The following is a 26,285-nucleotide window of genomic DNA, read 5'->3' as shown; positions in this document are numbered from 1 at the left end:
TACGGAAGGACGGTGTCGTCGGGCTTGATCCGGTCGGCGCCGGTGGCGTTCTCGTCGACGACGAAGCCGCCGCCGACGGAGTAGTAGACCTTCTCACGCAGCGTCTGGCCGTCGGCGTCGCGGGCGGTGAAGCGCATGCCGTTGGGGTGGCCGGGCAGCGAGATCTTGCGTTCGAAGACGAGGTCCTCGCCCACGACGAACGGGATCTGGCGGCTGTCGTAGAGGTTGACGGTGCCGGTGGCGCGCATGTCGGCCAGGCGGGCGTCGACCGTGTCGACGTCGACCAGCTCCGGCTTGTCGCCGGCGAGGCCGAGCAAGACCGCTTTGTCGCTGCCGTGGCCCTTGCCGGTCAGGCCGAGCGAGCCGTACAGGATGGCCTCGACGCGGGCCACCCGCTCCAGCAGGCCGTCCTCGGCGAGGCCGCGCGCGAACTTGTGCGCGGCGGCCATCGGGCCGCCGGTGTGCGAGCTGGACGGGCCGATGCCGACCTTGAACAGGTCGAAGACGCCGATGCTCATGCCAGGTATTCCGCCGCCGCGTCGAGCAGCCACTCCGCCAGGTACGCCGCGAACGACGAGCGGACGAGCACGAGGAAGCCGTCCTCCCGCGGGATGAGCACGACCTGGGCCCGGGCCAGCATGGTCTGCGCGCACCCGCCCGGCCCGAAGACGCCCGGATGCAGGTCGAGGGCGCAGCCGTGGGCCAGCAGGTCCCGCGCGCGCGGGCCCGTGACCAGCAGGGTCGTGCGCTGGGCCGACACGTCCACGATCGACCCGTGCCGGTCGCCGAGCGCCTCGCGCAGCAGCTCGTGCCGGTAGCCCTCGGGCGCGACGACCAGCCACTCGTCCGGGCCGAGCCACGCCACGGTCACCTCGCCGGCTCCCGAGCCGCCCCGTACGGCCGTGCAGGGCTCGACCGGCAGGGCCACGCCGAGCGCCTCCCCGATGTCCTTGGCCGCCGGGGACGACGGGTCGACGCGCACGTTGACGTGGGTGAGGAAGGGCAGCTCCGCCAGCCGCAACGCCTCACCCCGGGACGCGGCCTCGAACCGGCCGGCGTAGGCCGCGGCCGGACTCCTGCGCTCAGCCATCACGGCGCGCTCCTTCGGGGTCGTACAGGACGTGGGAGGTGACGGTGACGGGCACCAGCGTGCCCCCGACCGGCGCGTACAACCGCTCGCCGAGCCGGCCCTGCCCGCCGCGCACCAGCGCGAGCGCGAACGTGCGGCCCAGCGCGGCGCTGCGGTAGCTGGACGTCACATGGCCGAGCATGGGCACGGGCGGCTCGGGCAGCGTGCTCGTGGACACCAGGTGGGTCCCCTCGGGCAGGACGACGTCCGGGTCCTCCGGCAGGAGGCCGACGAGCTGCTTGCGGTCCGCCCGCATCGTGTCGGCCCGCGCGAAGGAGCGCTTGCCGACGAAGTCGGGCTTCTTCTTCGACACCACCCAGGACATTCCCAGGTCGTGCGGTGTGACGGTCCCGTCGGTGTCCTGGCCGACGATCGGGTAGCCCTTCTCGGCCCGCAGCACGTGCATGGTCTCGGTCCCGTACGGGGTCACCAGACCGGTGTCCATGACGGCCGTCCACAGGCGCAGGCCGTCCCAGGACGGCACGTTGATCTCGAAGGCCAGCTCGCCGGAGAAGCTGATCCGGCAGACCCGGGCGGGGACGCCGGCCACGTCCGCCTCCCGCCACGTCATGAACGGGAAGCCGGCCACGTCCACGGCGAGCCCGGGCGCCAGGCCGGCGAGCACCTCGCGCGAGCCCGGGCCGACGAGCGCGACCGTGGCCCACTGCTCGGTGACCGACGTGAGGTGCACCCGCAGCCACGGCCACTCGGTCTGGAGCCACTCCTCCATCCAGTCGAGCACGGCCGCCGCGTTGCCCGTCGTGGTCGTGACGAGGAAGTGGTCGTCGGCGAGACGGATCACCGTGCCGTCGTCGAACACCATCCCGTCGGGCCGGCACATCACGCCGTAGCGGATGGAGCCGACCTTCAGCGAGCTCATCAGGTTGGTGTAGAGCCGGTCCAGGAACTCCCCGGCGTCGGGCCCGATCACGTCGATCTTGCCGAGGGTGGAGGCGTCCATGGCGGCCACGCCCTCGCGCGCGGCCCGGCACTCACGCAGCACCGCGGCCTCCATGTCCTCGCCGGGACGCGGGTAGTACCAGGGGCGCTGCCACTGGCCGACGTTCTCGAACAGCGCGCCGTTCGCGACGTGCCACTCGTGCAGCGGCGTCACCCTGACCGGGTCGTGCAGCGCGCCGCGGTCCCGCCCGGCCAGCGCCGCGAAGCTCACCGGCTGGTACGGGGCGCGGAACGTGGTCGTGCCCAGCTCGGCCACCGGGACGCCCAGGGCGTGGGCCACGACCGCCGAGGTGAGCAGGCCCGAGGTCTTGCCCTGGTCGTGGGCCGTGCCGGCGGTGGTGTAGCGCTTGATGTGCTCGACGGAGCGCAGCCCGGCCCCGGTCGCCCGCTGGACGTCGGCCACCGTCACGTCGCGCTGCAGGTCCACGAAGTGCGCCGCGTAGTCGGCGGCCGGGACCAGCCAGTACGCCAGGGGCGCGGCCTCCGGCGTCTCCGCGGCCCGCGGCACGTCCACGGCCCGCGGCACGTCCACGCCCTGCCCGGGACCGGACGCCGACGCGGCGCGGGCACCCGCGCCCGTACCGTCGGCCAGGCAGCCGGGCAGCGTGAACACGCCCCTGGCGGCCCCCGCCACCTCGACCTCCTGACTGGAGGCGTCCGGGACGAGCGTGCCGATCGCCTCGTCGTAGCGGAGCGTGCCGCCCGACTGGCTGAACAGGTGGACGACCGGGTTCCAGCCGCCCGACACGAGCAGCAGGTCGGCGTCGAGGGAGGCACCCGAGGAGATCTCGACCGTGGAGACCTGCCCGTCGCCCCGGGCGGCCGTCACCACGTGCCCGGTCAGCAGCTCGATGCCACGCTCGCGCGCGCGGGCGGCCCAGTGCTCGCCGGGGGCGGGCCGCGCGTCGACGACGGCCGCCACGTCCACGCCCGCGTCGGCGAGGTCGACGGCGGCGGCGTAGGCGCCGTCGTTCGCGGTGAACACCACGGCCCGCCGCCCCGGCAGCACGCCGTACCTGGTGGCGTAGGTGCGGGCCGCTCCGGCCAGCATCACGCCGGGCAGGTCGTTGCCGGCGAAGGCGATCGGCCGCTCGTGCGCGCCGGTGGCCAGCACCACCCGCCGCGCCCTGATCCGCCAGACCCGCTCGCGGGCCATGTGCGCGGGAGCCGCCGCGCCCAGGTGGTTGATGCGCCGCTCGACGGCGACCAGGTAGTTGTCGTCGTAGTAGCCGAAGACGGTGGTGCGCCGCAGCACCCTGACCTCCGGCTGCCCCTCCAGGCCGACCGCCGTCGCGGCGGCCCACTCGGCGCCGGGCACGCCGTCCACCTCGTCTGAGGAACCGAGGAGGCTGCCGCCCGGCTCGGGCTGCTCGTCGGCGAGGATCACCCTCGCGCCGGTGGCGGCGGCGGCCCGGGCCGCGGCCAGCCCCGCCGGTCCGGCGCCGACCACCAGAACGTCGCAGTGGGCGTGGACGGCGTCGTACCGTGCCGGGTCCGGCTCGGCGGCCAGCCGCCCCTGCCCGGCGAGGCTGCCGGCCACCAGCCCGTCGTACAGCTCGACGGTGGTGGCGGGCAGCATCGGCTCGGGGAACGGCTCCTCGATCTGGACGACCGCGTTGGGCTCCTCGCCGCCCGCGGAGAAGATGCCGCGCGGGCGGCCCAGCTTGACGCTCGTCGCGACCCGGCGCACGCCGTTGGCCAGCAGCGCGGAGGCCAGGGTGTCACCGGGATGGCCGGTGTGGTCCTGCCCGTCGAAGCGGAAGCGCAGCACCCGGGAGCGGTCGACCCGGCCGCCGCTGTCGCGCCTCATGAGGCCACCGGCCGCGGCTCGCCGGCCCGGTAGACGCCGTGGATCTGGTTGGTCGCGGTGTCACGCAAGGCGTTGAACCAGCGGCGGCAGCCGGCGGAGTGGCTCCACCGCTCGGCGAACACGCCCTTGGGGTTGTCGCGGAAGAACAGGTAACGGGCCCACTCCTCGTCGGAGAGCGCCGCCGGGTCCTCCGGGTAGGCGACGTGGGCCTGTCCGCCGTAGTGGAACTCGGCCTCCTCGCGAGGGCCGCACCATGGGCAGGGAATCAGCAGCATGTGACGTCCTCAGTGCGCGACGGCGGCGGCGCCGTGCTCGTCGACGAGCGCCCCGGTGACAAATCGGTCAAGAGAGAAGGGAGCGGCGAGGGGGTGCGGCTCGTCGTGGGCCACCGTGTGGGCGAAGCACCAGCCCACGCCGGGGGTGGCCTTGAACCCGCCCGTTCCCCACCCGCAGTTGAGATACAGGCCGTCGACCGGGCTCAGCCCGACGATCGGCGAGGCGTCCGGCGTGACGTCGACGACGCCGCCCCAGGTGCGCAGCACGTGCGCCCTGGCGAAGATCGGGAACAGCTCCAGCGCCGCGGCCATCTGCCGTTCGATGATGTGGAAGGCGCCGCGCTGGCGGTAGGAGTTGGCCGCGTCGATGCCCGCGCCCATCACCAGCTCCCCCTTGTGGGCCTGGCTGACGTACACGTGGACGGCGTTGGACATGACGACCGTCGGGTGGACCGGCTCCAGCAGCTCGGAGACCAGCGCCTGGAGCGGGTGGCTCTGCAGCGGCAGGTCGATGCCGGCGGTGGCGGCCACGACCGAGGTGTGCCCGGCGGCGCACAGCGCCACCCGGCCCGCCGCGATGCTCCCGCGGGTGGTGTCGACGCCGGTGACCCGGCCGTCGCTCACCCGCAGCCCGGTGACCTCGCAGTTCTCGATGAACTCGACGCCGAGCGCCGCCGCGGCCCGGGCGAACCCCCAGGCGACGTAGTCGTGCTTGGCGATGCCTGCGCGCGGCTGGAAGGTCGCCCCCATCACCGGGTAGCGCACGTCCGGGGAGATCTCGACGATCGGGCAGACCTCCTTGACCTGCCGCGGGTCCAGCCACTCGGCGTCCACGCCGTTGAGCCGGTTCGCCTCCACCCGCCGGACGCTGTCGCGCACGTCCTGCAGGCTGTGCGCCAGGTTGAGCACGCCGCGCTGGCTGAACAGCAGCGGGTAGTCGAGCTCCTCCTCCAGCCCCTCCCACAGCTTGAGTGCGTGCTCGTAGATCCCCGCGCTCTCGTCCCACAGGTAGTTCGAGCGGATGATGGTGGTGTTGCGGGCCATGTTCCCGCCGGCCAGCCAGCCGCGCTCCAGGACCGCGACGTTGGTGATGCCGTGGTTCTTGGCCAGGTAGTAGGCGGTGGCCAGGCCGTGGCCGCCCCCGCCGACGATCACCACGTCGTAGGAGGGCTTCGGCTCGGCCGCGCTCCACAGCCGGTCGGGGTGCTCCGGCAGGTCGGCGCCGGGCGGGCGGGGGGTCATCGGGCCGCTCCGTGGAGGAGCTGCTCGCCGGCTCCGTAGAGGGGGTGCTTGCCGGCTCCGTAGAGGGGGTGCTTGCCGGCCAGCGCCTCGACCCGGCCGCGCAGGTGCTCCAGGTCGGCGCCCGGTGTCAGGGCGCCCGCGATGACGTCGGCGACCTCGCCGAAGTCCGCGGCGCCGAACCCGCGGGTGGCCAGGGCGGGCGTGCCGATGCGCAGCCCGGAGGTGACCATCGGCGGGCGCGGGTCGAACGGCACGGCGTTGCGGTTGACCGTGATGCCCGCCGTGTGCAGCCGGTCCTCTGCCTGCTTGCCGTCCAGCTCCGAGTCGCGCAGGTCCACCAGGACGAGGTGGACGTCGGTGCCTCCGGTGAGCACCTTGACACCGGCGGCGACCGCGTCGGGGGCGAGCAGGCGGTCGGCGAGGATCCGCGCGCCCTCCAGGGTCCGCCGCTGCCGCTCGCGGAACGACTCCTCGGCAGCGATCTTGAACGCGACCGCCTTGGCGGCGATGACGTGCTCCAGCGGCCCGCCCTGCTGGCCGGGGAACACCGCCGAGTTGATCTTCTTGGCGAGGTCCTCGGTGGACAGGATGACGCCGCCTCGGGGGCCGCCGAGCGTCTTGTGGGTGGTCGTGGTGACCACGTGGGCGTGCGGCACGGGCGACGGGTGCAGGCCCGCCGCCACCAGGCCGGCGAAGTGCGCCATGTCCACCATCAGGTACGCGCCCACCTCGTCGGCGATCCGGCGGAAGGCCGCGAAGTCGAGCTGACGCGGGTACGCGGACCAGCCGGCGATGATCAGCCTGGGCCGGTGCTCGCGGGCCAGCCGCTCGACCTCGTCCATGTCGACCAGGTGGTCGCTCTCGCGGACGTGGTAGGCGACGACGTTGTAGAGCCGGCCGGAGAAGTTGATCCGCATGCCGTGGGTGAGGTGACCGCCGTGGGCCAGGTCGAGGCCAAGGATGGTGTCGCCCGGCTCCAGCAGCGCGGACATGGCGGCGGCGTTGGCCTGGGCGCCCGAGTGCGGCTGCACGTTGGCCGCCTCCGCGCCGAACAGCGCCTTCACCCGGTCGACGGCCAGCCGCTCGACCACGTCCACGTGCTCGCAGCCGCCGTAGTAGCGCCTGCCCGGGTAGCCCTCGGCGTACTTGTTGGTCAGCACCGAGCCCTGGGCGGTCATGACCGCCAGGGGCGCGAAGTTCTCCGACGCGATCATCTCCAGCGTCGATCGCTGCCGGGCCAGCTCCGCGCCGATGGCGGCGTGGATCTCCGGGTCCACCACGTCCAGCGGGGTGTCGATCATCTGAGGTCCTTTCCTAACCGCGCAGCCGGGTCATCGCCGGGTCGAACAGAGGCTCCTCGGCCACGACCGCGTCCACCCGGCGGTCGAAGTAGCCGACCTGGACGGACTGGCCCGGGTTGGCGAGGGAGGCGGGCAGCCAGGCGTAGGCGATGCCCTTGCCGATCGTGTAGCCATAAGCGGCGCTGGTGACGTGGCCGACGGGCCGCTCCCCGTCGTACACGGGCTCCCTGCCCATGACGACCTCGTCGGTGAGCAGGCAGGTGAGCTTGCGGGTGACCGACTCCTTGCGGGCGAGCAGCGCCTCGCGCCCGATGAAGTCGCCCTTGTCGAGCTTGACGGCGAACCCGAGCCCGGCCTCGTACGGGTCGTGCTCGAAGGTCATGTCGGTGCCGAAGGAGCGGTAGCCCTTCTCCAGCCGCAGGCTGGTGAAGGCGCCCCGGCCGGCGGCGATGACGCCGTGGTCCCGGCCGGCCTCCCACAGGGTGTCCCACAGCTTGAGGCCCAGGTCGGAGGTGGTGTAGATCTCCCAGCCGAGCTCGCCTACGTAGGACAGGCGCAGCATGGTGACCGGCACGTTGCCGATGTAGGTGCGGGCGCCGCGGAAGTAGCGCAACGCGGTCAGGTCGGTGGCGGTCAGCGGCTGGACCAGGTCACGCGCCTTGGGGCCCCAGACCCCGATGCAGCAGGTGCCGGGGGTGATGTCGCGGATGAACACGTCGGCGGGCCGGTGGCGTTCCAGCCAGTCGAGGTCGAGGTTGCCGTTGGCGCCGACCTGGAACTCCTGCGCGCCGAGCCGGGCCACGGTGACGTCGCTGCGGATGCCGCCGTCGGTGTCCAGGAGCAGGCAGTACGTCACGGAGCCGATGGACTTGTCCACGTCGCCGGTGGTGAGGCGCTGGAGGAAGGCGACGGCGCCCGGGCCGGCGACCTCCAGCCGCTTGAGCGCGGTCATGTCGTACATGGCGACGGTCTCGCGGGTTGCCTGCGCCTCCGCGCCGACGATCGGCGACCAGTACCGGGCCGCCCAGTTGCCGGGCGTGGGGATCTCGCGTCCGGACAGCAGCGGCGCGTTGGCGGCGTACCACTGCGGTCGCTCCCAGCCCGACGCCTCCAGGAAGGCCGCGTGGAGCTCCTGCTGCCGGGGGTGGAACGGGCTGGTACGCAGCGGCCGTGGCTCCCGCATCGGCTGGAGCGGGTGGATGATGTCGTAGACCTCGACGTAGTTCTGGCAGCCGCGGGCCCGCACGTAGTCGGGCGCGATCTGGTGCGGCTCGAACCGGTTGACGTCGCACTCGTGCAGGTCGAACGTCGTGCAGTGGCCGTCCACGAGCCACTCGGCCATGGCGCGGCCGACTCCGGCGGAGTGGGTGACCCAGACGGCCTCCGCCACCCAGAAGCCCTTGACCTCGCGCGACTCGCCCATCAGCGGCATGTGGTCGGTGGTGAAGGAGAAGAGCCCGTTGATGCCCTCCTCCACCTTGGCCGAGCGGGTGGACGGCAGGAGCTCCTGGGTCTCGGTCCACGCCTCGGCGAAGTCGTCGGGCGTGAAGGTGAGCACCGACGGCATCACCTCGGCGGCGTCGACGGACAGGATGTCGTCGGCGCTGATCGGCATGGGCCGGTGGCCGTAGTAGCCGATGCCGAGCGTGTCGAAGCGCTCGCGGTAGTAGAGGTCGGCGTCCTGGTGGCGGAGGATCGGCCGGGAGCACTCGACCGTCTGCCCGGCCAGGCCGGGCACCTGCCCGGTCCAGGCGAGCTGGTGGGCGAGCGGGGTGAGGGGCAGGTTCATGCCGACCATGCGGGCGACCCGGGGGCCCCAGATCCCGGCGCAGCACACCACGATGTCGGCGGGGATCTCGCCCTGGTCGGTCACCACCGCGGTGACCGCGCCGCCCTCGGTCCTGACGTCCAGCACCTCGTGCCGGGCGAGCACCCGCACGCCGCGCTCCCGTGCCCGGGCGAGCTGGGCGTCGACCGCCTTGACCGCCTTGGCCAGGCCGTCGGTGGGGATGAACAGCCCGCCGAGCACCTTGTCGCGGTCGAGAAGGGAGTGCTTGGCGGCGCTCTCCTCGGGCGTGAGCAGGTGGGACTCGATCCCCCAGGCCGTCGCCCAGCCCTGGCGGCGGCGCAGCTCGGCGAGCCGCTCGGGGGTGGTGGCCACTTCGAGCCCGCCCACCTGGTGGAAGCTGTCCAGCTCGACGAACTTCTCCACGGTGTAACGGGCCATCTCGGTCATGGTCTTCGAGCCGTTGATCTGGAACACCAGTCCAGGGGCGTGCGACGAGGAGCCGCCGGTGGCGGGCACGTCTCCCTGGTCCACGACGGTGACGTCGGTCCAGCCGCGGGCGGACAGCTCGTCGGCCAGAGCAGCGCCGACCACGCCCGCGCCGATGATGACGACGCTCGGGACCGTCATAGCCACCTCCGTTGTTGCGACATATGCAACCAAGCGCACTTTTCGCAACAAGGGTCACTCGCCGCGTTCCGGGTGTCAAGGGTGTGTTCGTCGTATTCCGGATGGTTTTGCGGACGGTTTTCGCAACGGCTCAGAACAGCAACGCGCCCGGCCCGATCGCGTGTCGTCGATCGGGCCGGGCGCGGGGTGGCGCGGGCGGGCGTCAGCTCGCGGGAAGCCAGGCCTTGACCTTGTCGGGGTTGTCGGCCACCCACTTGGCGGCCGCCTCTTCGGCCGACATCTTGTCCTCGGCGATGTACTTCGCCACGAGGTTCTGGTCGTCGTTCGTCCAGGTGAAGTTCTTGACCAGGGTGTAGGCGGGGCTGCCCGAATCCGCGAACTTCTTGCTCACGATCTTGTCGAGCTCGTACGGCGGGTAATCGCACGCCACCTTGGCCGCGTCGGCGTCGCAGCCCTTGGTGTAGGCGGGCAGATTGACCTTGACCAGTCTCAGCTCCGACAGGAACCACTGGGGCTCGTAGAAGTAGCCGAGGACCGGCTTCTGCTGCTTCTCCGACTGGCGGAAGGCGGTGATGAGCGCGGTCTCACTGCCCGCGTACACGACCTTGTAGTCGAGCTTGAGGTTCTTCACCAGGGCCGCGTCGTTGGTGACGAACGACGGATCGCCGTCGAGCAACTGGCCCTTGCCGTCGGATTCGGAGGTCTTGAACAGCGAGGCGTACTTGTTGAGGTTCTTCCCGTCCGTGATGTCCGGATACTTCTTGGCCATCCACGGCGCCACGTACCAGCCGATGACGCCCTTGTTGCCGGTCGGCCCCGCGGACACGGCGACCTTCTGATCCTCGATGTACTTCTTCTTCAGGTCGTCGTGGGCCCAGTTCTCGACGATCGCGTCGACCTCGCCGGTGGCGAACCCCTGCCAGGCCACCTCCTCCTTCAGGTCCTTCTTGACCACCTTGCAGCCGAGCTGCTTCTCGGCCACCTGGGCGATCACCGCCGCGTTGGCCTCGTAGCCGACCCACGGGTTGACCGCGAGGTTGACGGTGCCGCAGCCCTTCGCGCCGCCGCTCGAGGCGGTGCCGGTCTCCCCGACCTTCGCCCCTCCGCACGCGGTGAGCAGGAGGCCGGCACCGGTCACGAGCGCGGCGGCCCTCACCTTTCCGCTCCTGATAACTGCCACCTGGTCCTCCTGGATATCTCGGGCCGGGAGCCGGCCGTCGTCGTTCACTTGTGGTGTTGCCCGCCGTGAGCCGCCACGTCCGCCCGCTGGGTGGCGGCCCGCATGACGCGGTCGAGCACGATGCCGAGCACGACGATCGCGAGCCCGGCGGCCAGTCCCTTGCCCCGCAGCTGGTGCTGCGAGAAGCCGGCCACGACGTCGTAGCCGAGTGCCCCAGCACCGACCAGACCGCCGACGACCACCATGGACAGCACGTAGATCAGTCCTTGGCTGGCCGCCAGCGTGACGGCGCTGCGCGCCATCGGCAGCTGCACCTTGGAGATGAGCTGCCAGGTGCTCGCCCCGGCCGAGGTCGCGGCCTCGACGGTGGTGGACGAGACCCCCCTGATGCCCTCGGCGACCAGCTTGATCGCCACGGGCGCCGCGAACACCACGGCCGCGATGATCGCGGTGAACCGCGTCGCGCCGAACAGGCCGAGGATGGGCACCAGGTAGACGAAGGCCGGCATGGTCTGGCCGGCGTCCAGCACGGGCCGGAGCACGGTGTCCGCCCGGTCGCTGCGGCCTATCCACACACCGGCGACCACGCCGAGCAGCATGACGAGGACCGTCGCGACGATGGTCGAGGCGAGCGTGACCATGCTGTCCTGCCACAGCCCGAGCAGCACCAGCAGCAGCAGCCCGGCCGCGGTCACCAGCGCGGCCCGCACGCTGCCCACCAGCAGGACGAGGACCACGGCCACGACCGTGACCAGCCACCAGGGCGAGCCGGTCAGCAGCGCCTCCAGCCGGTTCAGCAGCTGGTTGGACACCAGGTTCTTGAGGGCGTCGGTGTAGGTCACCAGACTGTCCTGCACCCACTGGCTCGCGGCGTCGGCCGCGCGGCGCACGTACGAGCCGGCGTTCGCCGCGATGGGGAACTCCGCCGCCCAGACGTAGGTGTAGGACAGGTACGCGAGCACGCCGGCGACGCCCAGGACGCCCGCAACCTCCAGGCGGCGTCCCCTCACCGTGCGCGTCCGCCCGGCCCGGCGCTCGGCCTCCACGCGGCGGCTGGCCGCGGAGGTCACCCGGTCGAGCACGACAGCCATGATCACGATGGCCAGCCCGGCGTTGAAGGCGGTGCCGACGTCGAGCGTCTGCAGCGCCTTCAGGACCGTCTGCCCCAGGCCGGGCGCGTCGATGAGCGCCGCGATGGTGGCCATGGACAGGGCGGCCATGATGGTCTGGTTGACGCCGACGATGATCGTCTGCTTGGCCATGGGCAGCCGCACGTGCCGCAGCGCCTGCGCCGGCGTGGCGCCGAGCGAGGAGCCGGCCTCCAGCGTGTCGGCCGAGACCTGCCGGATGCCGTGCGCGGTGATCCGGATGGCCGGCGGGACCGCGTAGATCATCGTCGCGACCGTCGCGCTGGCGGGGCCGATGAGGAAGAACAGGGTGAGCGGCGCGAGGTAGACGAACGTCGGCATGGTCTGCATGAAGTCCAGCACCGGCGTCACCACCCGGTGGAACCGGTCGCTCAGCCCGGCCCACACCCCGAGGGGGATGCCCACGGCCAGCGACAGCGCCACCGCGGTCAGCGTGAGCGCCAGCGTGTCCATGCTCTCCTGCCACAGGCCCAGCGCGCCGAAGGACAGGAACCCCGCGGCCGTCAGCAGCGCGACCTTCCTGTTGCCGTACAGCAGGGCGACGGCGGTGGCCAGCCCGGTGACCCCCAGCCAGCCCAGCACGGGGACCGGCCGGCCCATGGACGGCTGGCTGATCAGGTGCTGGACGAACGTCACGGCCTCGTCGAGGAAGAGCCGGATGTAGTTGATGAAGTACAGGAAGAGCGGGTTGGTGTTGCGGCTGTCGTCGATGGCGTCCATCGCCTCGCTCAGCGCACTGTGCAGCGGGGTCAGCTCGGCCCCGCCCAGCGCCAGCGTGTCGTGCCCGCGCAGCAGCGCCCAGCCCGCCGCCCACACCGCGAGCGCCAGGGCGATCAGGTACCTGCGGGCGGGCAGCCTGGCGGCCACCGCCGCGGTCGCGGAGACGGCTGTCATTCCTGTGCCTTCCCCGCGATCACTTCGAGGATCTCCGCGCTGGTGACCACCCCCAGCAGGGTCCCGTTCTCGGTCACGCGCACCGGCCGCTCGGCGGAGAGCACGGCGTGGACGGCGTCGCGGATGACCACGTCCGGGCCGAGCTCGGGGCCGTCGAGCGGCTCACCGGGCTGGGGCGGGCGCATGACCCAGCGGAGCGTGAGCACGCGCGAGCGGGGGACGTCGCTGACGAAGTCCCGCACGTAGTCGTCGGCCGGCGCGCCCACCACCTGGTCGGGCGTGCCCACCTGGACGACCTCGCCGTCGCGCATGATGAGGATCCGGTCGCCCAGCTTGAGCGCCTCGCTGAGGTCGTGGGTGATGAAGATCATCGTCTTGCCGACCTCCTGGTGCAGCCGGATGACCTCGTTCTGCATCTCGCGCCGGATCAGCGGGTCCAGCGCGGAGAACGGCTCGTCGAACAGGAGCACCTCGGGGTCGGCCGCGAGCGCCCGGGCCAGTCCGACGCGCTGCTGCATGCCGCCGGAGAGCTGGTCGGGGTAGGAGTTCTCGAAGCCGTTGAGGCCGACCAGGCCGACGACCTCGCGGGCTCGCGCGTAGCGGTCCTCCTTGGACACCCCGCGGATCTCCAGCCCGAAGGCGACGTTGTCGAGCACGCACCGGTGCGGCAGCAGGCCGAAGTGCTGGAACACCATGGCCATGCGGTGCCGGCGCAGCTCGCGGAGCCGCCGGCTGTCGGCCTTGCGCACGTCCTCGCCGTCCAGCAGGATCTCGCCCGCCGTAGGCTCGATCAGCCTGGTCAGGCAGCGGACCAGGGTGGACTTGCCGGAGCCGGACAGGCCCATGACGACGAACACCTCGCCCCGCCGGACCTCGAAGGAGACGTCACGGACGGCCGCGACGCAGCCCGACTGCTCCTTGAGCTCCTGGCGGCTGAGCGAGCTGCCCACGAGGCTTTCCGCCTTCGGGCCGAACACCTTCCACAGCTCGCGCACGGAGAGGATCGGAGGGGCATCGGTGTCGGGTGCACTACGTTCGGCCACTGACGGAGCGGTCATGACCACCTCTCAAGAGCGTGGGTCTTCGGAGCGTCAGTTCGCTGGGAACCACTTCTGGGGGCGCGGGCGGATGTTCTGCCAAACATGCTTGATCTCTCGGTACTCGTCCAGCCCGGTCGGTCCGAGCTCGCGGCCGATGCCGGACTGCTTGAAGCCGCCCCACTCGGCCTGGGGTACGTACGGGTGATAGTCGTTGATCCACACCGTGCCGTGACGCAGCCGGCCGGCCACCCGCTGCGCCTTGCCCGCGTCCTGGGTCCAGACGGCGCCGGCCAGGCCGTACTCGGTGTCGTTGGCGAGCCGGACGGCCTCGTCCTCGGTGGAGAAGCGCTCCACGGTCAGCACGGGACCGAACGACTCCTCCCGCACCACGCGCATGCCCTGCTTGCACTCGTCGAGGACGGTCGGCCGGTAGAAGAAGCCGGGGCCCTCGGGCCGGTGGCCGCCGCAGCGCAGGACGGCGCCCTCGGCGAGGCCCGCGGCCACGTACTCCTCGACCTTGGCGAGGTGCGCGGCGGAGATGAGCGGACCCGTGTGGGCCTCGGGGTCGTACGGCCCGCCCAGGCGGATCAGCTCGGCGCGCCGCACGACCTCGTCGACGAACGCGTCGTGCAGGGAGTCCTCCACGAGCAGCCGGGCGCCGGCGGAGCACACCTGGCCCGAGTGCAGGAACACGGCCGTGAGCGCGAAGTCGACGGCCGCCTCGAAGTCGGCGTCGGCGAAGACGACGTTGGGGTTCTTGCCGCCGAGTTCGAGCGCCACCCGCTTGACCGTGGCGGACGCCGCGGCCATGAGGCGCCGCCCGGTGGTCGCGCCGCCGGTGAACGACACCAGGTCCACGTCCGGGTGCTCGGCGAGCGGCGCGCCGGCCGCCGGCCCGGCGCCGAGCACCAGGTTGGCGACGCCCGCGGGCAGGCCCGCCTCCTCCAGGGCGCGGATCAGCAGGATCGCGGTGCTCGGGGTGAGCTCGCTGGGCTTGAGGACGAAGGTGTTGCCCGCCGCCAGCGCGGGAGCGACCTTCCAGGTGGCCTGCAGGAGCGGGTAGTTCCACGGGGTGATCAGGCCGCACACGCCGACCGGCTCGTGGACGATCCGGCTGATCGCGTCGTCGCGGCCGGTGTCGACCACGCGTCCCGCGTCGGTGCCGGCGACGCCGGCGAAGTAGCGCAGGGAGGCGACGGAGTCGTCGACGTCGTACTCGCTCTCCACGATCCGCTTGCCGGTGTCACCCGACTCGGCGCGGGCGAACTCCGCCCGGTCGCGTTCCAGCAGGTCGGCGACCCTGTGGAGGAGGGCGCCGCGCTCGCGCGCCGGGGTGCCGGGCCAGGGTCCGTGGTCGAACGCCTGCCTGGCGGCCTGGATCGCGGCCACGGCGTCGGTCGCGGTGGCTTCTGCGACCGTGGTAACGAGACTGCCGTCGGCGGGCGAGTGAATGCTGCGCTGGCCACCGTCGGCTGGCTTGGTCCACGTGCCGCCGATATACAGATCTGTCATCGGCGCACCTCTGATCGTTGCGTACTGCGCAAGTCAATGCTTAATGGGGAACAGAATCAACCGCCGTCCTGGATTCGTCAAGAGCTGGGCCAAAACCCTGACGAATCCTTACGCTGCGATTTCGCTCTTCATCCGCCGCTTGACGGGAGCGCGCCAGGACATCAACCTGTTGCGTATACATCACCGTCTTGCGCCATACGCAACACGCCACACCAGGAGGTGTGATGTCTCCTCGGCCCGATCCCGGACGCGAGTTCATCCTCACGGTCTCCTGTGCCGACAAGCCGGGCATCGTGTACGCGGTGACGAGCTTCCTGGTACAGCACGGCGGCAACATGCTGCAGAGCAAGCAGTTCAACGACCGCAGGGGCGGCGGCTTCTTCATGCGCGTGCACTTCGCGGCCCGGCACGGGCTCGACGAGCTGCGCGCCGGCTTCACCTACGTCGCCGAGTCCTTCCAGATGACCTGGCAGCTCAACGACGCCGCGACGCCCACCAGGTCACTCATCATGGTCTCGAAGTTCGGCCACTGCGTGAACGACCTGCTCTTCCGCCGGCAGGTGGGCGGCCTGAACATCGAGATCCCGGCGATCGTCTCCAACCACCCCGACCTCGAACCGCTCGCCGCCTCCTACGGCGTGCCGTTCCACCACGTGCCCGTCACGCCGGACACCAAGGCCGAGGCGGAGGCCAGGGTGCTGGAGCTGGTCGAGGAGTACGACGCCGACCTGGTCGTGCTGGCCCGCTACATGCAGATCCTGACCGACGACATGTGCAAACGGCTGGAAGGCCGGGCCATCAACATCCACCACTCGTTCCTGCCGGGGTTCAAGGGCGCCAAGCCGTACCACCAGGCGCACGAGCGCGGGGTGAAGCTCATCGGCGCGACCGCGCACTACGTCACGGCGGACCTCGACGAGGGCCCGATCATCGAGCAGGACGTGGCGCGGGTGGACCACGAGCTCGACCCCGACGACCTGAGCGCGGCCGGCAGGGACGTCGAGGCGCAGGTGCTCGCCCGGGCCGTGAAGTGGCACAGCGAGCAGCGTGTCCTGCTCAACGGGGACCGCACAGTCGTCTTCCGCTGAGGCGGGAGAACAAGCAAGGAGGCGGTGGGGACCGCGGCGGGCCCCCACCGCCTCCTTTCTATGCCTGGGCGCGGTGCCGGTAGAACTCGGTGGTCTCGGGCGGGAGCGGGGTGTTGCCGAGGATCAGGTCGGCCGCCTTCTCCGCCAGCATCATGACCGGGGCGTAGATGTTGCCGTTGGTGACGTACGGCATGGCCGAGGCGTCCACCACGCGCAGCCCCTCGACGCCGTGGACCCGCATGGTCTCGGGGTCCAGCACGGACATCTCGTCGATCCCCATCCTCGCCGTGCAGGAGGGGTGCAGCGCCGTCTCACCGTCCCGCGCGACCCAGTCGAGGATCTGCTCGTCGGTCTCGACGGACGGCCCCGGCGACACCTCGCCGGTGCTGAACTCCGCCAGGGCCGGCTGGCCGAGGATGCTCCGGGCGACCCTGACGGCCTCCACCCACTCCCTGCGGTCCTGCTCGGTGGACAGGTAGTTGAACCGCAGGGCCGGATGCTCCCGGGGGTCCGTGCTCTTGATCTTCACCGAGCCGCGGGCGTCGGAGTACATCGGCCCGACGTGCACCTGGTAGCCGTGCCCGCCCGCGGGCGCCGAGCCGTCGTAGCGCACGGCGATGGGCAGGAAGTGGAACATCAGGTTGGGGTAGTCGACGTCGTCGTTGCTGCGGACGAACCCGCCCGCCTCGAAGTGGTTGGTCGCCCCCGGCCCCCTGCGCGCGAACAGCCACTGCGCGCCGATCCACGGGTGACGCCACTTCTGCAGGTTGGGCTGCATCGAGACCGGCTGGGAGCAGCCGTGCTGGATGTAGACCTCCAGGTGGTCCTGCAGGTTCTCGCCGACGCCAGGGAGGTCGTGCACCACGTCGATGCCGAGGGCGGCCAGCTCCCTGGCGTTGCCGACGCCGGACAACTGGAGCAGTTGCGGGGAGTTGATGGCGCCGCCGGCCAGGATGACCTCCTTGGCCCGTACGGTGCCGCCGTCGTACTCCACGCCGACCGCCCGCGTGCCCTCGAAGAGGATCCTCGACACGAACGCCCGGGTCTTCACCGTGAGGTTCGGCCGTTTGAGCACGGGGTGCAGGTAGGCGCGGGCGGCGCTGAGCCGGCGGCCCTTCCTGATGTTGCGGTCGAAGCGGGCGAAGCCCTCCTGGCGGTAGCCGTTCACGTCGTCGGTGAGAGGGTAACCGGCCTGCTGGACGGCGTCGAAGAACGCCCCGAACAGCGGCGTGGTGGCCGGCCCGCGCTCCATGGCCAGCGGTCCGTCGTGGCCGCGGAAGGGTGTGCCCGGGTCGCCCAGGCAGTTCTCCATCCGCTTGAAGTACGGCAGGCAGTGGGCGTAGTCCCAGTTCTTCATCCCCGGGTCGGCGCCCCAGCGCTCGTAGTCCAGGGGGTTGCCCCGCTGGAAGATCATGCCGTTGATGCTGCTGGAGCCGCCGAGCACCTTCCCGCGAGCGTGGTAGATCCGCCGGCCGTTCATGTGCGGCTCCGGCTCGGACTCGTAGCGCCAGTCGTAGAAGCGGTTGCCGATGGGGAAGGGGAGGGCGGCGGGCATGTGGATGAACACGTCCCACGGATAGTCCGGCCGGCCGGCCTCCAGGACCAGCACCCGCGTGTCAGGGTCCGCGGAAAGCCGGTTGGCCAGGGCGCATCCCGCCGAGCCGCCTCCGACGATGACGAAGTCGTAGTGGTGTGACGTCATAGTGCCTCGTCTCATCGCACGTTTCACCAAATCGTAGCGTCATACGCACTGCGTTTCACTAGTCGCAACAGGAGATCTTTTCCTGCTGCGATCGACGAAGTTCCCCCAAGCACTTACAGTTTCGCTATGAGCAACGAGTCGGGCAGTGGCGGTGTGCAGTCGGTCGACAGGGCGATCAGCGTCCTCGAGATCCTCTCCCGCCGGGGCGAGGCCGGGGTGAGCGAGGTCGCGGCCGAGATCGACGTGCACAAGTCGACGGCGTTCCGGCTGCTCGGCGCGCTCGAGGCCCGCGGCCTGGTCGAGCAGGCCGAGGACCGCGGGAAGTACCGTCTCGGCTTCGGCATCATCCGCCTGGCCGGCGGGGTCAGCACGCAGATGGACGTCATCCAGCGCGCCCGGCCCGTCTGCCACCGCCTGGCCGAGGAGATCGGCGAGACGGTCAACATCGCCGTGCTCCGCTCAGCCTACGCCGTCAACCTCGACCAGGTCCGCGGCCCGTCGGCCGTCACCGCGTACAACTGGGTCGGCCAGATCACCCCGCTGCACGCCACCTCCAGCGGCAAGGTGCTCCTCGCCCACCTCGGCGACAAGGAGCGCGCCCGGCTGCTGGCCGACGTCCACCTGGAGAGCCTCACGCCGCGGACCGTCACCGACGTCGACAAGCTCCAGGAGCAGCTGACCGAGATCCGCGCCGCGGGCTACGGCTACTGCCTGGAGGAGCTGGAGGACGGGCTCAACGCCATGGCCGCGCCCATCCGCGCCTACCACGGCGAGGTCGTCGCCGCGGTCAGCGCCTCCGGGCCCGCCTACCGCTTCAGCGGCGAGCGCATGCGGGAGCTCGCCCCCGTCCTCATCGGCGGGGCCGGCGAGATCAGCCGCCGCCTGGGCTACGCGGGCTAGCTCGCACCAGCCGGATCACCACGCTCTTCGAGGTCGGGGTGTTGGACGTCTCGGCCACCGAGTCGAGCGGCACCAGCACGTTCGTCTCGGGGAAATAGGCCGCGCAGCAGCCGCGGGCCGTGGGATAGGCGATCACCCTGAACCCCGGGGCCGTGCGCTCGCCGTCGGGCCACTCGCTGACCAGGTCCACCAGGTCACCGTCGGCCAGCTCCCGCTCGGCCAGGTCGCCGGGGTGCACAAAGATAACCCGGCGGCCCGCCTTGACCCCGCGGTAGCGGTCGTCGAGCCCGTAGATCGTGGTGTTGTACTGGTCGTGGCTGCGGACCGTCTGGAGCAGCAGCCGCCCGGGAGGCACGCTCAGCACCTCCAGCTCGTTGACGGTGAAGTTGGCCCTGCCCGTGGCCGTCGGGAAGCGGCGCTCGTCCCTCGGCGCGTTGGGCAGCGCGAACCCGCCGGGCGCCCGCGCGTTGAAGTCCTCGAAGCCGGGGACGACCCGCGCGATGCGGTCCCTGATCGCGCCGTAGTCGCGCTCGAACTCCGCCCACGGCACGTGCCCGTCCTCGCCGAACAGCTCGCGGGCCAGCCGGCAGACGACCGACACCTCCGAGAGCAGGTGGGGTGAGGCGGGCCTGAGCGTGCCCCGGGAGGCGTGGACGAGCCCCATGGAGTCCTCGACGGTGACATAGCCGGCCTCGTCGCGCTCGGTGCGTCCCAGCACCGGCAGGATGAGCGCCTCCTCGCCGCACACCGTGTGCGAGCGGTTGAGCTTGGTGGACACCTGCACCGTCAGCCGGGTACGGCGCAGCGCCGCCTCCGTCACCTCGCTGTCGGGTGTCGCCCGGACGAAGTTGCCGCCCATGCCGAAGAAGACCTTGACCGTCCCGTCGCGCATGGCGCGGATCGCGTCCACCGTGTCGAGGCCGTGACGGCGTGGCGGCTCGAACCCGAACTCGTCGCGCAGCGCGTCGAGGAAGGCGGCCGAGGGCTTCTCGTAGATGCCCATGGTCCGGTCGCCCTGCACGTTGGAATGGCCGCGCACCGGGCACACGCCCGCCCCGGGGCGGCCGACGTTGCCGCGCAGCAGCAGGAAGTTGACCACCTCCCTGATCGTCGCCACCGAGTTGCGGTGCTGCGTCAGCCCCATGGCCCAGCAGACGACGACCGAGCCCGCCGCGCGGACGTCGCCGGCCGTCTCCTCCAGCTCCTCCCGCGACAGCCCGGTCGCCGCCAGGACCTTCTCCCAGTCGAGGCCGCGGATGTGCTTCTCCCACGCCTCGAACCCGTACGTGTGCTCGTCGACGAAGCGCCGGTCGACGCTGTCGAGAAGCAGCAGGGACAGCGCCTGGAACAGCGCCATGTCCCCGTTGAGCCGGATCTGCAGGAAACGGTCGGCGAGCTCGGTGCCGCGGCCCAGCCCGGAGGGACGCTGCGGGTTCTTGAAGCGCAGCAGGCCCGCCTCGGGCAGCGGGTTGACGGCGATGATCCGCGCCCCGCCGCGCTTGGCCCGCTCCAGCGCCGTCAGCATGCGGGGGTGGTTCGTGCCGGGGTTCTGGCCCACCACGAGGATCAGCTCGGCGCGGTGCAGGTCGTCCAGCGACACCGTGCCCTTGCCGATGCCCAGCGTCTCGGTCAGCGCCGAGCCGCTGGACTCGTGGCACATGTTGGAGCAGTCGGGCAGGTTGTTGGTGCCCAGCCGGCGCACGAGCAGCTGGTAGGCGAAGGCCGCCTCGTTCGAGGTGCGGCCCGAGGTGTAGAAGACGGCCTCGTCGGGACCGCCGAGGGCGCGCAGCTCCCTGGCGACGATCTCGAACGCCCGCGCCCAGCCGATCGGCACGTAGTGGTCGGAGCCGGGCGGCTTGTGCATCGGCTCCGTCAGCCGGCCCTGCTGGCCGAGCCAGTAGTCGCTGCGGACGGCCAGGTCGCTCACCGGGTGCGCGGCGAAGAACTCCGGTCCGACCCGGTGCGTGGTGGCCTCCTCGGCGACGGCCTTCGCGCCGTTCTCGCAGAACTCCGCCGGGCTGCGGTGCTCGCCCTCCGGCCAGGCGCAGCCGGGACAGTCGAAGCCGTTCTTCTGGTTGACCAGCAGCAGCGTCCGGACGGAACGGGCGGCGCCCATCTGACGCTGGGCGATCCGCATCGCGTTCCCCACCGCGGGCAGCCCGCCCGCCCAGTCCTTGGGCGGGCGGACGCGCGGCTCCTCCTCGTCCTCTCCGCTCACCACTAGCCGATCCGGTCCTGGACCCACTCGTGGAAGGCGCCGATGTGGTGCTCGCTCGGGACCAGCACGCCGCCCTCCGCGTACGTACGCGAACTCATCGCGGGCTGGCAGCGCTCGCAGGCGTCGAAATCCTGCTCGTTGACCCGATGGAAGAGCTCGACGGACTTGTCGAGGTCCTTGCCGCTCGCCACGACGCCGGGCAGGTACAGCCAGTCGCACTCCACCACCGTGCGGTCGACCGCGACGGGGAACATGCGGTGCAGGATAACGTGATCGGGCACCAGGTTGATGAACACCTGCGGCTTGACGGTGATCGCGTAGTAGCGGCGGTCCTGGTCCTCGCTCACGCCCGGGATGCGGTCGAGCCCGGCCGTGCCGTCGACGGTGAAGCCCTCGACCTGCTCGCCGAACTCGGCGCCATGGCCCACGAAGTACTGCGCGGCGTAGCCGTCGGCGAACTCCGGCAGGACCTCGGTCAGCTCGGGGTGGATCGTGGCGCAGTGATAGCACTCCATGAAGTTCTCGACGATGAGCTTCCAGTTGGCCTTGACGTCATAGACGATCCGCCGGCCCACCTCCAGCTCCGCCACACCGTAGTTGTCGATCATCTCCAGGGAGCCCAGCCGCTCCACCACCGCGCCCTGCACGTCCTGCTCGAACGACGGCGGGTTCTCGGCCAGGCAGACCCACACGTAGCCGAGCCACTCCCGCACGTGCGCCTTGACCAGCCCGTACCGCACCCGGTCCAGGTCGGCCATCTTGCTCAGGTTGGGCGCCGCGATCAGCTTGCCGTCGAGGTCGTAGGTCCACGCGTGGTAGGGACACTGGAAGGCGCGCTTCACCTCGCCCGACTCCTCCGTGCAGAGGGTCGCGCCGCGGTGCCGGCACACGTTGTAGAAGGCGCGGATCGACCCGTCACGCGCCCGGCTGATGATCAAATTCTCGGTGCCGACCTGCACCGTCTTGAAGGAGCCCGGCTTGGGCAGGTCGGACGAGCGCACCACGCAGAACCACATCGCCTCGAAGATGTTCTTCTGCTCCAGCGCGAAGAGCTCTGGATCGGTGTAGTAGCGGCCCGGCAGGGTGGGGATCACGCTGGAGGCCGTCGATGTTGAGGTGGTCACGGGAGTACTCCTCTGGGTACGTGCCGGGTCAGTGCCCTCGGCGGATCCAGTCCTCGAGCTGCGGAGCCTCGGCTCCGATGGTGGTGTCGTCGCCGTGGCCGGTGTGCACCACAGTCTCGGCGGGGAGCGTGAGCAGGGTCCGGCTGATCGACGCGATGATCGTCGGGAAGTCGCTGTACGACCTGCCCGTGGCGCCCGGGCCGCCCTGGAAGAGGGTGTCGCCGGAGAACAACGCGCCGAGCTCCGGCACGTACAGGCAGACCGCTCCCGGAGCGTGCCCCGGGGTGTGCAGGACATGCACGGCCAGGTCGCCGACCCGCAGGATCTGCCCGTTGGCCAGCGCCCGGTCCGGCGTCGCCGACGGGTGCGCGAGCTTCCACAGCACCTCGTCGTCCGGGTGCAGCAGCACGGGCGCCCCGGTGCGCGCGGCCAGCTCGGGCGCGGCGTTCACGTGGTCGTCGTGGGCGTGCGTGCACACGATCCCGGTCACGCGCCGGCCGCCCACGGCCCGCTCGATCGCGTCGGCGTCGTGGGCCGCGTCGACCACGAGCACCTGGTCGTCGTCGCCGATCAGCCAGACGTTGTTGTCGACGTCCCAGGTGCCACCGTCGAGGGAGAACGTCCCGGACGTGATGATTTTGTCCAGCACTGCGTCTATTTGGCCGGGCTCCGCCCGGCGGCTCTGATGGATGTCCTCGCTTCGCTGCGGATCCATCAGAGCACCACCACAGACCGCAGCACCTCGCCGTGGTGCATCTTGGCGAAGGCCTCCTCGACGTCCTCCAGGCCGATGGTCTCGGTGACGAAGGCGTCCAGCTCGAAGCGCCCCTGCAGGAAGAGGGAGACCAGCATGGGGAAGTCACGGCTGGGCAGGCAGTCGCCGTACCAGCTGGACTTCAGCGAGCCGCCGCGGCCGAAGACGTCGAGCAGCGGCAGCTCCAGCGTCATCTCCGGCGTGGGCACCCCCACGAGCACGGCCGTCCCGGCCAGGTCGCGGGCGTAGAACGCCTGCTTGAACGTCTCCGGCCGGCCGACCGCGTCGATCACCACGTCCGCGCCGAACCCGCCGGTGAGCTCCCTGATCCGCTCGACCGGGTCGGCCTCCTTGGCGTTCACGGTCTGTGTCGCGCCGAAGCCGCGCGCCCACTCCAGCTTCCGGTCGTCCACGTCGACGGCGATGATCGTGGTGGCGCCGGCCAGCCGCGCCCCGGCGACCGCCGCGTTGCCGACGCCACCACAGCCGATGACCGCGACCGAGTCGCCGCGGCCGACCGCGCCGGTGTTCACGGCCGCGCCGAGACCGGCCATCACGCCGCACCCGAGGAGTCCCGCGGCGGCCGGGGAGGCGGCCGGATCGACCTTGGTGCACTGCCCCGCGGCCACCAGCGTCTTCTCCGCGAACGCGCCGATGCCCAGCGCCGGGCTGAGCGGCGTGCCGTCCACGAGCGTCATCTTCTGGGTGGCGTTGTGGGTGGCGAAGCAGTACTGCGGGCGGCCCCTGAGGCAGGCGCGACAGGACCCGCACACCGCCCGCCAGTTGAGGATCACGAAGTCGCCGGGCGCGACCTCGGTGACGTCCGGGCCGACGGCCTCGACCACGCCGGCGGCCTCGTGGCCGAGCAGGAACGGGAAGTCGTCGTTGATGCCGCCCTCGCGGTAGTGCAGGTCGGTGTGGCAGACGCCGCACGCTTGCACCTTGACCAGCGCCTCGCCGGGACCCGGGTCCGGCACCAGGATCGTCTCCAGGCTGACCGGCTTGCCCTTGCCCGTCGCGACCACGCCGCGCACTTCATGAGCCATGATTCACTCCTGTTTCAGCCGGCCTGCACCGGCGCGGTCTCCAAATGGCGGCGCCAGCGGGTGAACAGCCGGACCTGGTTGACGCCGAGCACCGCCACCGGGCGCTCGCCCTGCCGGTAGACGGCGAGGAAGCTGCCGCCCGCCGGGTCGCCCTCCTCCACGGTCACCGTGTCCGCGTCGCGGGCGTGCCCGATGAACTGGATCTTCACGTCGAACTGGTCGGACCAGAAGTAGGCGGGGCGCGCGGGCTCGGGGCGGGCGGTCCCGCCGGACAGCAGGGTCGCCGCCGCGACGACGGCCCGCTGGCGGGCGCCGGTCCAGTGTTCGATCCGGTGGTGGCGGCCCTGCGCCGGGTCCCACCAGGCCGCGCAGTCGCCGACGGCCACGACGCCGGGGATCGAGGTGCCGCCGCCCTCGTCGCAGAGCACGCCGTCGCCCAGCTCCACCCCGCTGCCCCGCAGCCAGGCGGTGTTGGGGACGGCCCCGATCCCGGCGACCACGACGTCGGCGGGCAGGTGCGTGCCGTCCGACAGCCGTACGCCGTCGGCGCGGTCCGTGCCGGTCACCTCCGTCACCTGGACGCCGCGGACCAGCCGGACGCCGCGCTGCTCGTGCAGGCCGGCGATGGCCTGCGCCATCGTGAGGCCGATGACGCCGGCCAGCGGCGCCGGGCCGGACTCGACGAGCGTGACGTCGAGGCCGAGCTCCCGGGCGGAGGCGGCGACCTCGGCACCGATGAAGCCGCCACCGATCACCACCAGCCTCCTGGCGGTCCCGAGGTCGTCGCGCAGGGCGCGGGCGTCATCCAGGGTGCGCAGCGTGTGCACCCCGCGCAGCCCCTCGGTGCCGGGCAGCGTACGCGCGGCCGCGCCGGTGGCGATGACGACGCCGTCGGCCGCGAGGGAGGTCCCGTCGCTCAGCGTTATGCGGCGGGCGGCCGCGTCGAGGCGGGTGGCGGCCACGCCGAGCCGCCATTCGATGCCCGGCTCCTCGTCCTCGCCCTCCAGGGCCAGGTCGGCCTCACCGATCGCGCCCTTGAGGAAGTCCTTGGACAGAGGGGGGCGGTCGTAGGGCCGGTGCGGCTCCTCGCCGATGACGACGAGCCGCCCGCCGTAGCCCTGGCTGCGCAGGGCACGAGCCGTGAGCAGCCCGGCGAGCGAGCCGCCGACCACGCAGATCGTGTTCACGCCTGCCCCTTCAGGGTGACGCCGGGCGGAAGGTTGGGCGGCGCCTCCGACGGCACGACGTAGATGACGTCGTCCTCGACGACGACCTGGTGAGTGCGGACCGGCCGCTTGGCGGGCGGCGCGTCCACCTGGCCGGTGCGCAGGTCGAACCGCGAGGCGTGCAACGGGCACTCGACCTCGCAGCCCTCCAGCCAGCCGTCCGCGAGGGAGGCGTCCTGGTGGGTGCAGGTGTCGTCGATCGCGAGGATGTCCCCGTCGTCGGTGTGGAAGACGGCGATGGGCGGATCGACGTCGAGGCGGAGGGCCTCGCCTCGCGGCAGGGACGCGAGAGGGCACGCTGGGATCATCGTGGCACACCCCGGTTTCACAAAGAGCAACGTCTAGCGTTATACGCAACAGAGTGCGGGTGCGGAATGCGGATGTCAATACCGGTTTGCGGTGACCTGGGGCCGGATTTCTGTTTGCGGGAAAAGCTCCGAGCGTGGGCCTCCACGGCCTCCCGCTACGCCGTGGCCTGCGGGGATGACACGCTTCCCTCTTGTGGGCTTCCGGCACTCTTCGCGTAGGGTGGCCAGATGAAAGGTGCCGCCACCATGGCGTTCGTGGTGCTCGCGTCCATTTCGTGCGGCGGCGGGCAGTCGGCCCCCGCCGCCTCGTCCACCCAGAGCTCACCCACACAGGGCTCACCCATACAAAGCCCGCCGCCCGCCACCACGTCGACGACCGGCGAGGCCGGCGCCACCACCCCGGCTCCCACTCCGACGCCCACGAGGACCGGCCCACCGCCGTTCGCCGCCAAGGTCACCCCGATCGCCCGCAAACGCCTGCCGTACTCCTGGCGTCCCGGCTGCCCGGTCTCCTACAAGGACCTGCGCCTGGTCACGATGACGTACTGGGGCTTCGACGACCGCGCCCACACCGGCGAACTGGTCGTGCGCAAGACCGTCACCGACGACGTCGTGACCGTCTTCAAGAAGCTGTACGCCATGCGGTACCCGATCAGGCAGATGCGGCTCGTGGACGTCTACAAGGGCGACGACTACGACTCCATCGACGCGGACAACACCTCGGCCTTCAACTGCCGCGCCGCCACGGGATCGAGCAACTGGTCCAACCACGCGTACGGGGAGGCGGTGGACCTCAACCCGCGCGAGAACCCGTACGTGACCGCCTCGGGCAGCACCGCCCACGCCAACGCCAAGAAGTACGCCCACCGGCCGATGCGCGGCAAGGCCGTCATCAACCCGGGCGACCGCGTGGTGCGCACGTTCGCCTCGGTGGACTGGGGCTGGGGCGGCTCCTGGTCCGGCACCAAGGACTACCAGCACTTCTCCCGCAGCGGCCGCTGAGGGCTCGGGT

The 26,285-nt window shown here is 71.4% G+C and carries 21 protein-coding genes; 3 read left to right on the top strand and 18 right to left on the bottom strand.

Going from position 1 to position 26,285, the window contains the following annotated elements:
* The 11 genes from AB0H81_RS00950 to AB0H81_RS00900 all read right to left on the bottom strand — a co-directional run.
* Window positions 1-518, bottom strand: a 518-nt coding sequence (locus AB0H81_RS00950) for a serine dehydratase beta chain (RefSeq protein ID WP_358367337.1), incomplete at its 3' end; no start/stop codon positions are given.
* The gene (locus tag AB0H81_RS00945; RefSeq protein WP_358367335.1) at window positions 515-1,090 is read right to left on the bottom strand and encodes a sarcosine oxidase subunit gamma family protein; all 576 of its coding nucleotides are present in this window, start codon (window positions 1,088-1,090) and stop codon (window positions 515-517) included. The genes AB0H81_RS00950 and AB0H81_RS00945, both read right to left, overlap by 4 nt.
* Window positions 1,083-3,899: a sarcosine oxidase subunit alpha family protein gene (locus tag AB0H81_RS00940; protein WP_358367332.1), complete on the bottom strand. Its 2,817-nt coding sequence runs from the start codon at window positions 3,897-3,899 to the stop codon at window positions 1,083-1,085. Before AB0H81_RS00940 ends, AB0H81_RS00945 begins: the two co-directional genes overlap by 8 nt.
* Window positions 3,896-4,174 carry a sarcosine oxidase subunit delta gene (locus AB0H81_RS00935; RefSeq protein WP_358367329.1) on the bottom strand — a complete coding sequence of 93 codons (279 nt, stop codon included), beginning with the start codon at window positions 4,172-4,174 and terminating at the stop codon, window positions 3,896-3,898. The genes AB0H81_RS00940 and AB0H81_RS00935 overlap by 4 nt, the downstream gene beginning before the upstream one ends.
* Window positions 4,175-4,183: 9 nt before the next feature.
* Complete coding sequence (locus AB0H81_RS00930) at window positions 4,184-5,416, bottom strand: sarcosine oxidase subunit beta family protein (RefSeq protein ID WP_358367326.1); 1,233 nt, start codon at window positions 5,414-5,416, stop codon at window positions 4,184-4,186.
* Window positions 5,413-6,717, bottom strand: coding sequence for a serine hydroxymethyltransferase (gene glyA, locus AB0H81_RS00925; protein ID WP_358367323.1), 1,305 nt, complete (start codon window positions 6,715-6,717; stop codon window positions 5,413-5,415). Before glyA ends, AB0H81_RS00930 begins: the two co-directional genes overlap by 4 nt.
* 13 nt (window positions 6,718-6,730) lie before the next feature.
* Entirely contained in the window at window positions 6,731-9,133 is a 2,403-nt protein-coding gene (locus AB0H81_RS00920; protein WP_358367321.1) for an FAD-dependent oxidoreductase, read from the bottom strand.
* 202 nt (window positions 9,134-9,335) lie between these two features.
* On the bottom strand, window positions 9,336-10,289 hold the full coding sequence (locus tag AB0H81_RS00915) for an ABC transporter substrate-binding protein (RefSeq protein WP_358367318.1): 954 nt from the start codon (window positions 10,287-10,289) through the stop codon (window positions 9,336-9,338).
* Between the two features lie 68 nt (window positions 10,290-10,357).
* On the bottom strand, window positions 10,358-12,355 hold the full coding sequence (locus AB0H81_RS00910; protein ID WP_358367315.1) for an ABC transporter permease subunit: 1,998 nt from the start codon (window positions 12,353-12,355) through the stop codon (window positions 10,358-10,360).
* Entirely contained in the window at window positions 12,352-13,413 is a 1,062-nt protein-coding gene (locus tag AB0H81_RS00905; protein WP_358367312.1) for a glycine betaine/L-proline ABC transporter ATP-binding protein, read from the bottom strand. The genes AB0H81_RS00910 and AB0H81_RS00905 overlap by 4 nt, the downstream gene beginning before the upstream one ends.
* A gap of 33 nt (window positions 13,414-13,446) precedes the next feature.
* On the bottom strand, window positions 13,447-14,907 hold the full coding sequence (locus tag AB0H81_RS00900) for an aldehyde dehydrogenase family protein (RefSeq protein ID WP_358367309.1): 1,461 nt from the start codon (window positions 14,905-14,907) through the stop codon (window positions 13,447-13,449).
* Between the two features lie 224 nt (window positions 14,908-15,131).
* On the opposite strand from AB0H81_RS00900, the gene purU reads away from it, so the two are divergent.
* Window positions 15,132-15,995 (top strand): formyltetrahydrofolate deformylase, encoded by an 864-nt coding sequence (gene purU / locus AB0H81_RS00895; RefSeq protein ID WP_358367307.1) that lies wholly within the window; start codon window positions 15,132-15,134, stop codon window positions 15,993-15,995.
* A 58-nt stretch (window positions 15,996-16,053) separates the two neighbouring features.
* Here the strand turns inward: purU and betA are convergent, their stop codons facing one another.
* Window positions 16,054-17,697 carry a choline dehydrogenase gene (betA, locus tag AB0H81_RS00890; protein WP_358367304.1) on the bottom strand — a complete coding sequence of 548 codons (1,644 nt, stop codon included), beginning with the start codon at window positions 17,695-17,697 and terminating at the stop codon, window positions 16,054-16,056.
* A gap of 126 nt (window positions 17,698-17,823) precedes the next feature.
* Between betA and AB0H81_RS00885 the strand changes: the two genes are divergently transcribed.
* Window positions 17,824-18,597, top strand: coding sequence for an IclR family transcriptional regulator (locus AB0H81_RS00885; RefSeq protein ID WP_358367302.1), 774 nt, complete (start codon window positions 17,824-17,826; stop codon window positions 18,595-18,597).
* Here the strand turns inward: AB0H81_RS00885 and AB0H81_RS00880 are convergent.
* The 6 genes from AB0H81_RS00880 to AB0H81_RS00855 are packed head-to-tail and all read right to left on the bottom strand — an operon-like array spanning window position 18,569 to window position 25,273.
* Window positions 18,569-20,815: an FdhF/YdeP family oxidoreductase gene (locus tag AB0H81_RS00880; RefSeq protein WP_358367299.1), complete on the bottom strand. Its 2,247-nt coding sequence runs from the start codon at window positions 20,813-20,815 to the stop codon at window positions 18,569-18,571. The two genes, AB0H81_RS00885 and AB0H81_RS00880, sit on opposite strands and share 29 nt — an antisense overlap.
* A 2-nt stretch (window positions 20,816-20,817) precedes the next feature.
* Window positions 20,818-21,939 (bottom strand): aromatic ring-hydroxylating dioxygenase subunit alpha, encoded by a 1,122-nt coding sequence (locus AB0H81_RS00875; protein WP_358367296.1) that lies wholly within the window; start codon window positions 21,937-21,939, stop codon window positions 20,818-20,820.
* 28 nt (window positions 21,940-21,967) lie between these two features.
* Window positions 21,968-22,654 carry an MBL fold metallo-hydrolase gene (locus AB0H81_RS00870; protein ID WP_358367293.1) on the bottom strand — a complete coding sequence of 229 codons (687 nt, stop codon included), beginning with the start codon at window positions 22,652-22,654 and terminating at the stop codon, window positions 21,968-21,970.
* A complete protein-coding gene (locus AB0H81_RS00865) occupies window positions 22,654-23,739 on the bottom strand; it encodes an S-(hydroxymethyl)mycothiol dehydrogenase (protein WP_358367291.1) in 1,086 nt (361 codons plus the stop codon). Before AB0H81_RS00865 ends, AB0H81_RS00870 begins: the two co-directional genes overlap by 1 nt.
* Before the next feature lie 14 nt (window positions 23,740-23,753).
* Window positions 23,754-24,926 (bottom strand): FAD-dependent oxidoreductase, encoded by a 1,173-nt coding sequence (locus AB0H81_RS00860; RefSeq protein WP_358367290.1) that lies wholly within the window; start codon window positions 24,924-24,926, stop codon window positions 23,754-23,756.
* Window positions 24,923-25,273, bottom strand: a complete 351-nt coding sequence (locus AB0H81_RS00855) for a bifunctional 3-phenylpropionate/cinnamic acid dioxygenase ferredoxin subunit (RefSeq protein WP_358367288.1) — start codon at window positions 25,271-25,273, stop codon at window positions 24,923-24,925. Before AB0H81_RS00855 ends, AB0H81_RS00860 begins: the two co-directional genes overlap by 4 nt.
* 228 nt (window positions 25,274-25,501) lie before the next feature.
* Here AB0H81_RS00855 and AB0H81_RS00850 point away from each other — a divergent pair, with 228 nt between their 5' ends.
* Window positions 25,502-26,275 carry a M15 family metallopeptidase gene (locus tag AB0H81_RS00850; RefSeq protein WP_358367285.1) on the top strand — a complete coding sequence of 258 codons (774 nt, stop codon included), beginning with the start codon at window positions 25,502-25,504 and terminating at the stop codon, window positions 26,273-26,275.
* Window positions 26,276-26,285 lie beyond the last annotated feature (10 nt).

It is taken from the genome of Nonomuraea sp. NPDC050691 (assembly GCF_040654455.1).
Lineage (GTDB): Bacteria > Actinomycetota > Actinomycetes > Streptosporangiales > Streptosporangiaceae > Nonomuraea.
This window is presented reverse-complemented; position numbering and strand designations above follow the sequence as displayed.

Bases quoted from the DNA above. Each gene is read 5' to 3' on its own strand.
- AB0H81_RS00945 (WP_358367335.1), bottom strand. From the start codon at position 1,090: ATGGCTGAGCGCAGGAGTCCGGCCGCGGCCTACGCCGGCCGGTTCGAG.
- AB0H81_RS00940 (WP_358367332.1), bottom strand. From the start codon at position 3,899: ATGAGGCGCGACAGCGGCGGCCGGGTCGACCGCTCCCGGGTGCTGCGC.
- AB0H81_RS00935 (WP_358367329.1), bottom strand. From the start codon at position 4,174: ATGCTGCTGATTCCCTGCCCATGGTGCGGCCCTCGCGAGGAGGCCGAG.
- AB0H81_RS00930 (WP_358367326.1), bottom strand. From the start codon at position 5,416: ATGACCCCCCGCCCGCCCGGCGCCGACCTGCCGGAGCACCCCGACCGG.
- glyA (WP_358367323.1), bottom strand. From the start codon at position 6,717: ATGATCGACACCCCGCTGGACGTGGTGGACCCGGAGATCCACGCCGCC.
- AB0H81_RS00920 (WP_358367321.1), bottom strand. From the start codon at position 9,133: ATGACGGTCCCGAGCGTCGTCATCATCGGCGCGGGCGTGGTCGGCGCT.
- AB0H81_RS00910 (WP_358367315.1), bottom strand. From the start codon at position 12,355: ATGACAGCCGTCTCCGCGACCGCGGCGGTGGCCGCCAGGCTGCCCGCC.
- AB0H81_RS00905 (WP_358367312.1), bottom strand. From the start codon at position 13,413: ATGACCGCTCCGTCAGTGGCCGAACGTAGTGCACCCGACACCGATGCC.
- AB0H81_RS00900 (WP_358367309.1), bottom strand. From the start codon at position 14,907: ATGACAGATCTGTATATCGGCGGCACGTGGACCAAGCCAGCCGACGGT.
- purU (WP_358367307.1), top strand. From the start codon at position 15,132: ATGTCTCCTCGGCCCGATCCCGGACGCGAGTTCATCCTCACGGTCTCC.
- betA (WP_358367304.1), bottom strand. From the start codon at position 17,697: ATGACGTCACACCACTACGACTTCGTCATCGTCGGAGGCGGCTCGGCG.
- AB0H81_RS00885 (WP_358367302.1), top strand. From the start codon at position 17,824: ATGAGCAACGAGTCGGGCAGTGGCGGTGTGCAGTCGGTCGACAGGGCG.
- AB0H81_RS00870 (WP_358367293.1), bottom strand. From the start codon at position 22,654: ATGGATCCGCAGCGAAGCGAGGACATCCATCAGAGCCGCCGGGCGGAG.
- AB0H81_RS00865 (WP_358367291.1), bottom strand. From the start codon at position 23,739: ATGGCTCATGAAGTGCGCGGCGTGGTCGCGACGGGCAAGGGCAAGCCG.
- AB0H81_RS00855 (WP_358367288.1), bottom strand. From the start codon at position 25,273: ATGATCCCAGCGTGCCCTCTCGCGTCCCTGCCGCGAGGCGAGGCCCTC.
- AB0H81_RS00850 (WP_358367285.1), top strand. From the start codon at position 25,502: ATGAAAGGTGCCGCCACCATGGCGTTCGTGGTGCTCGCGTCCATTTCG.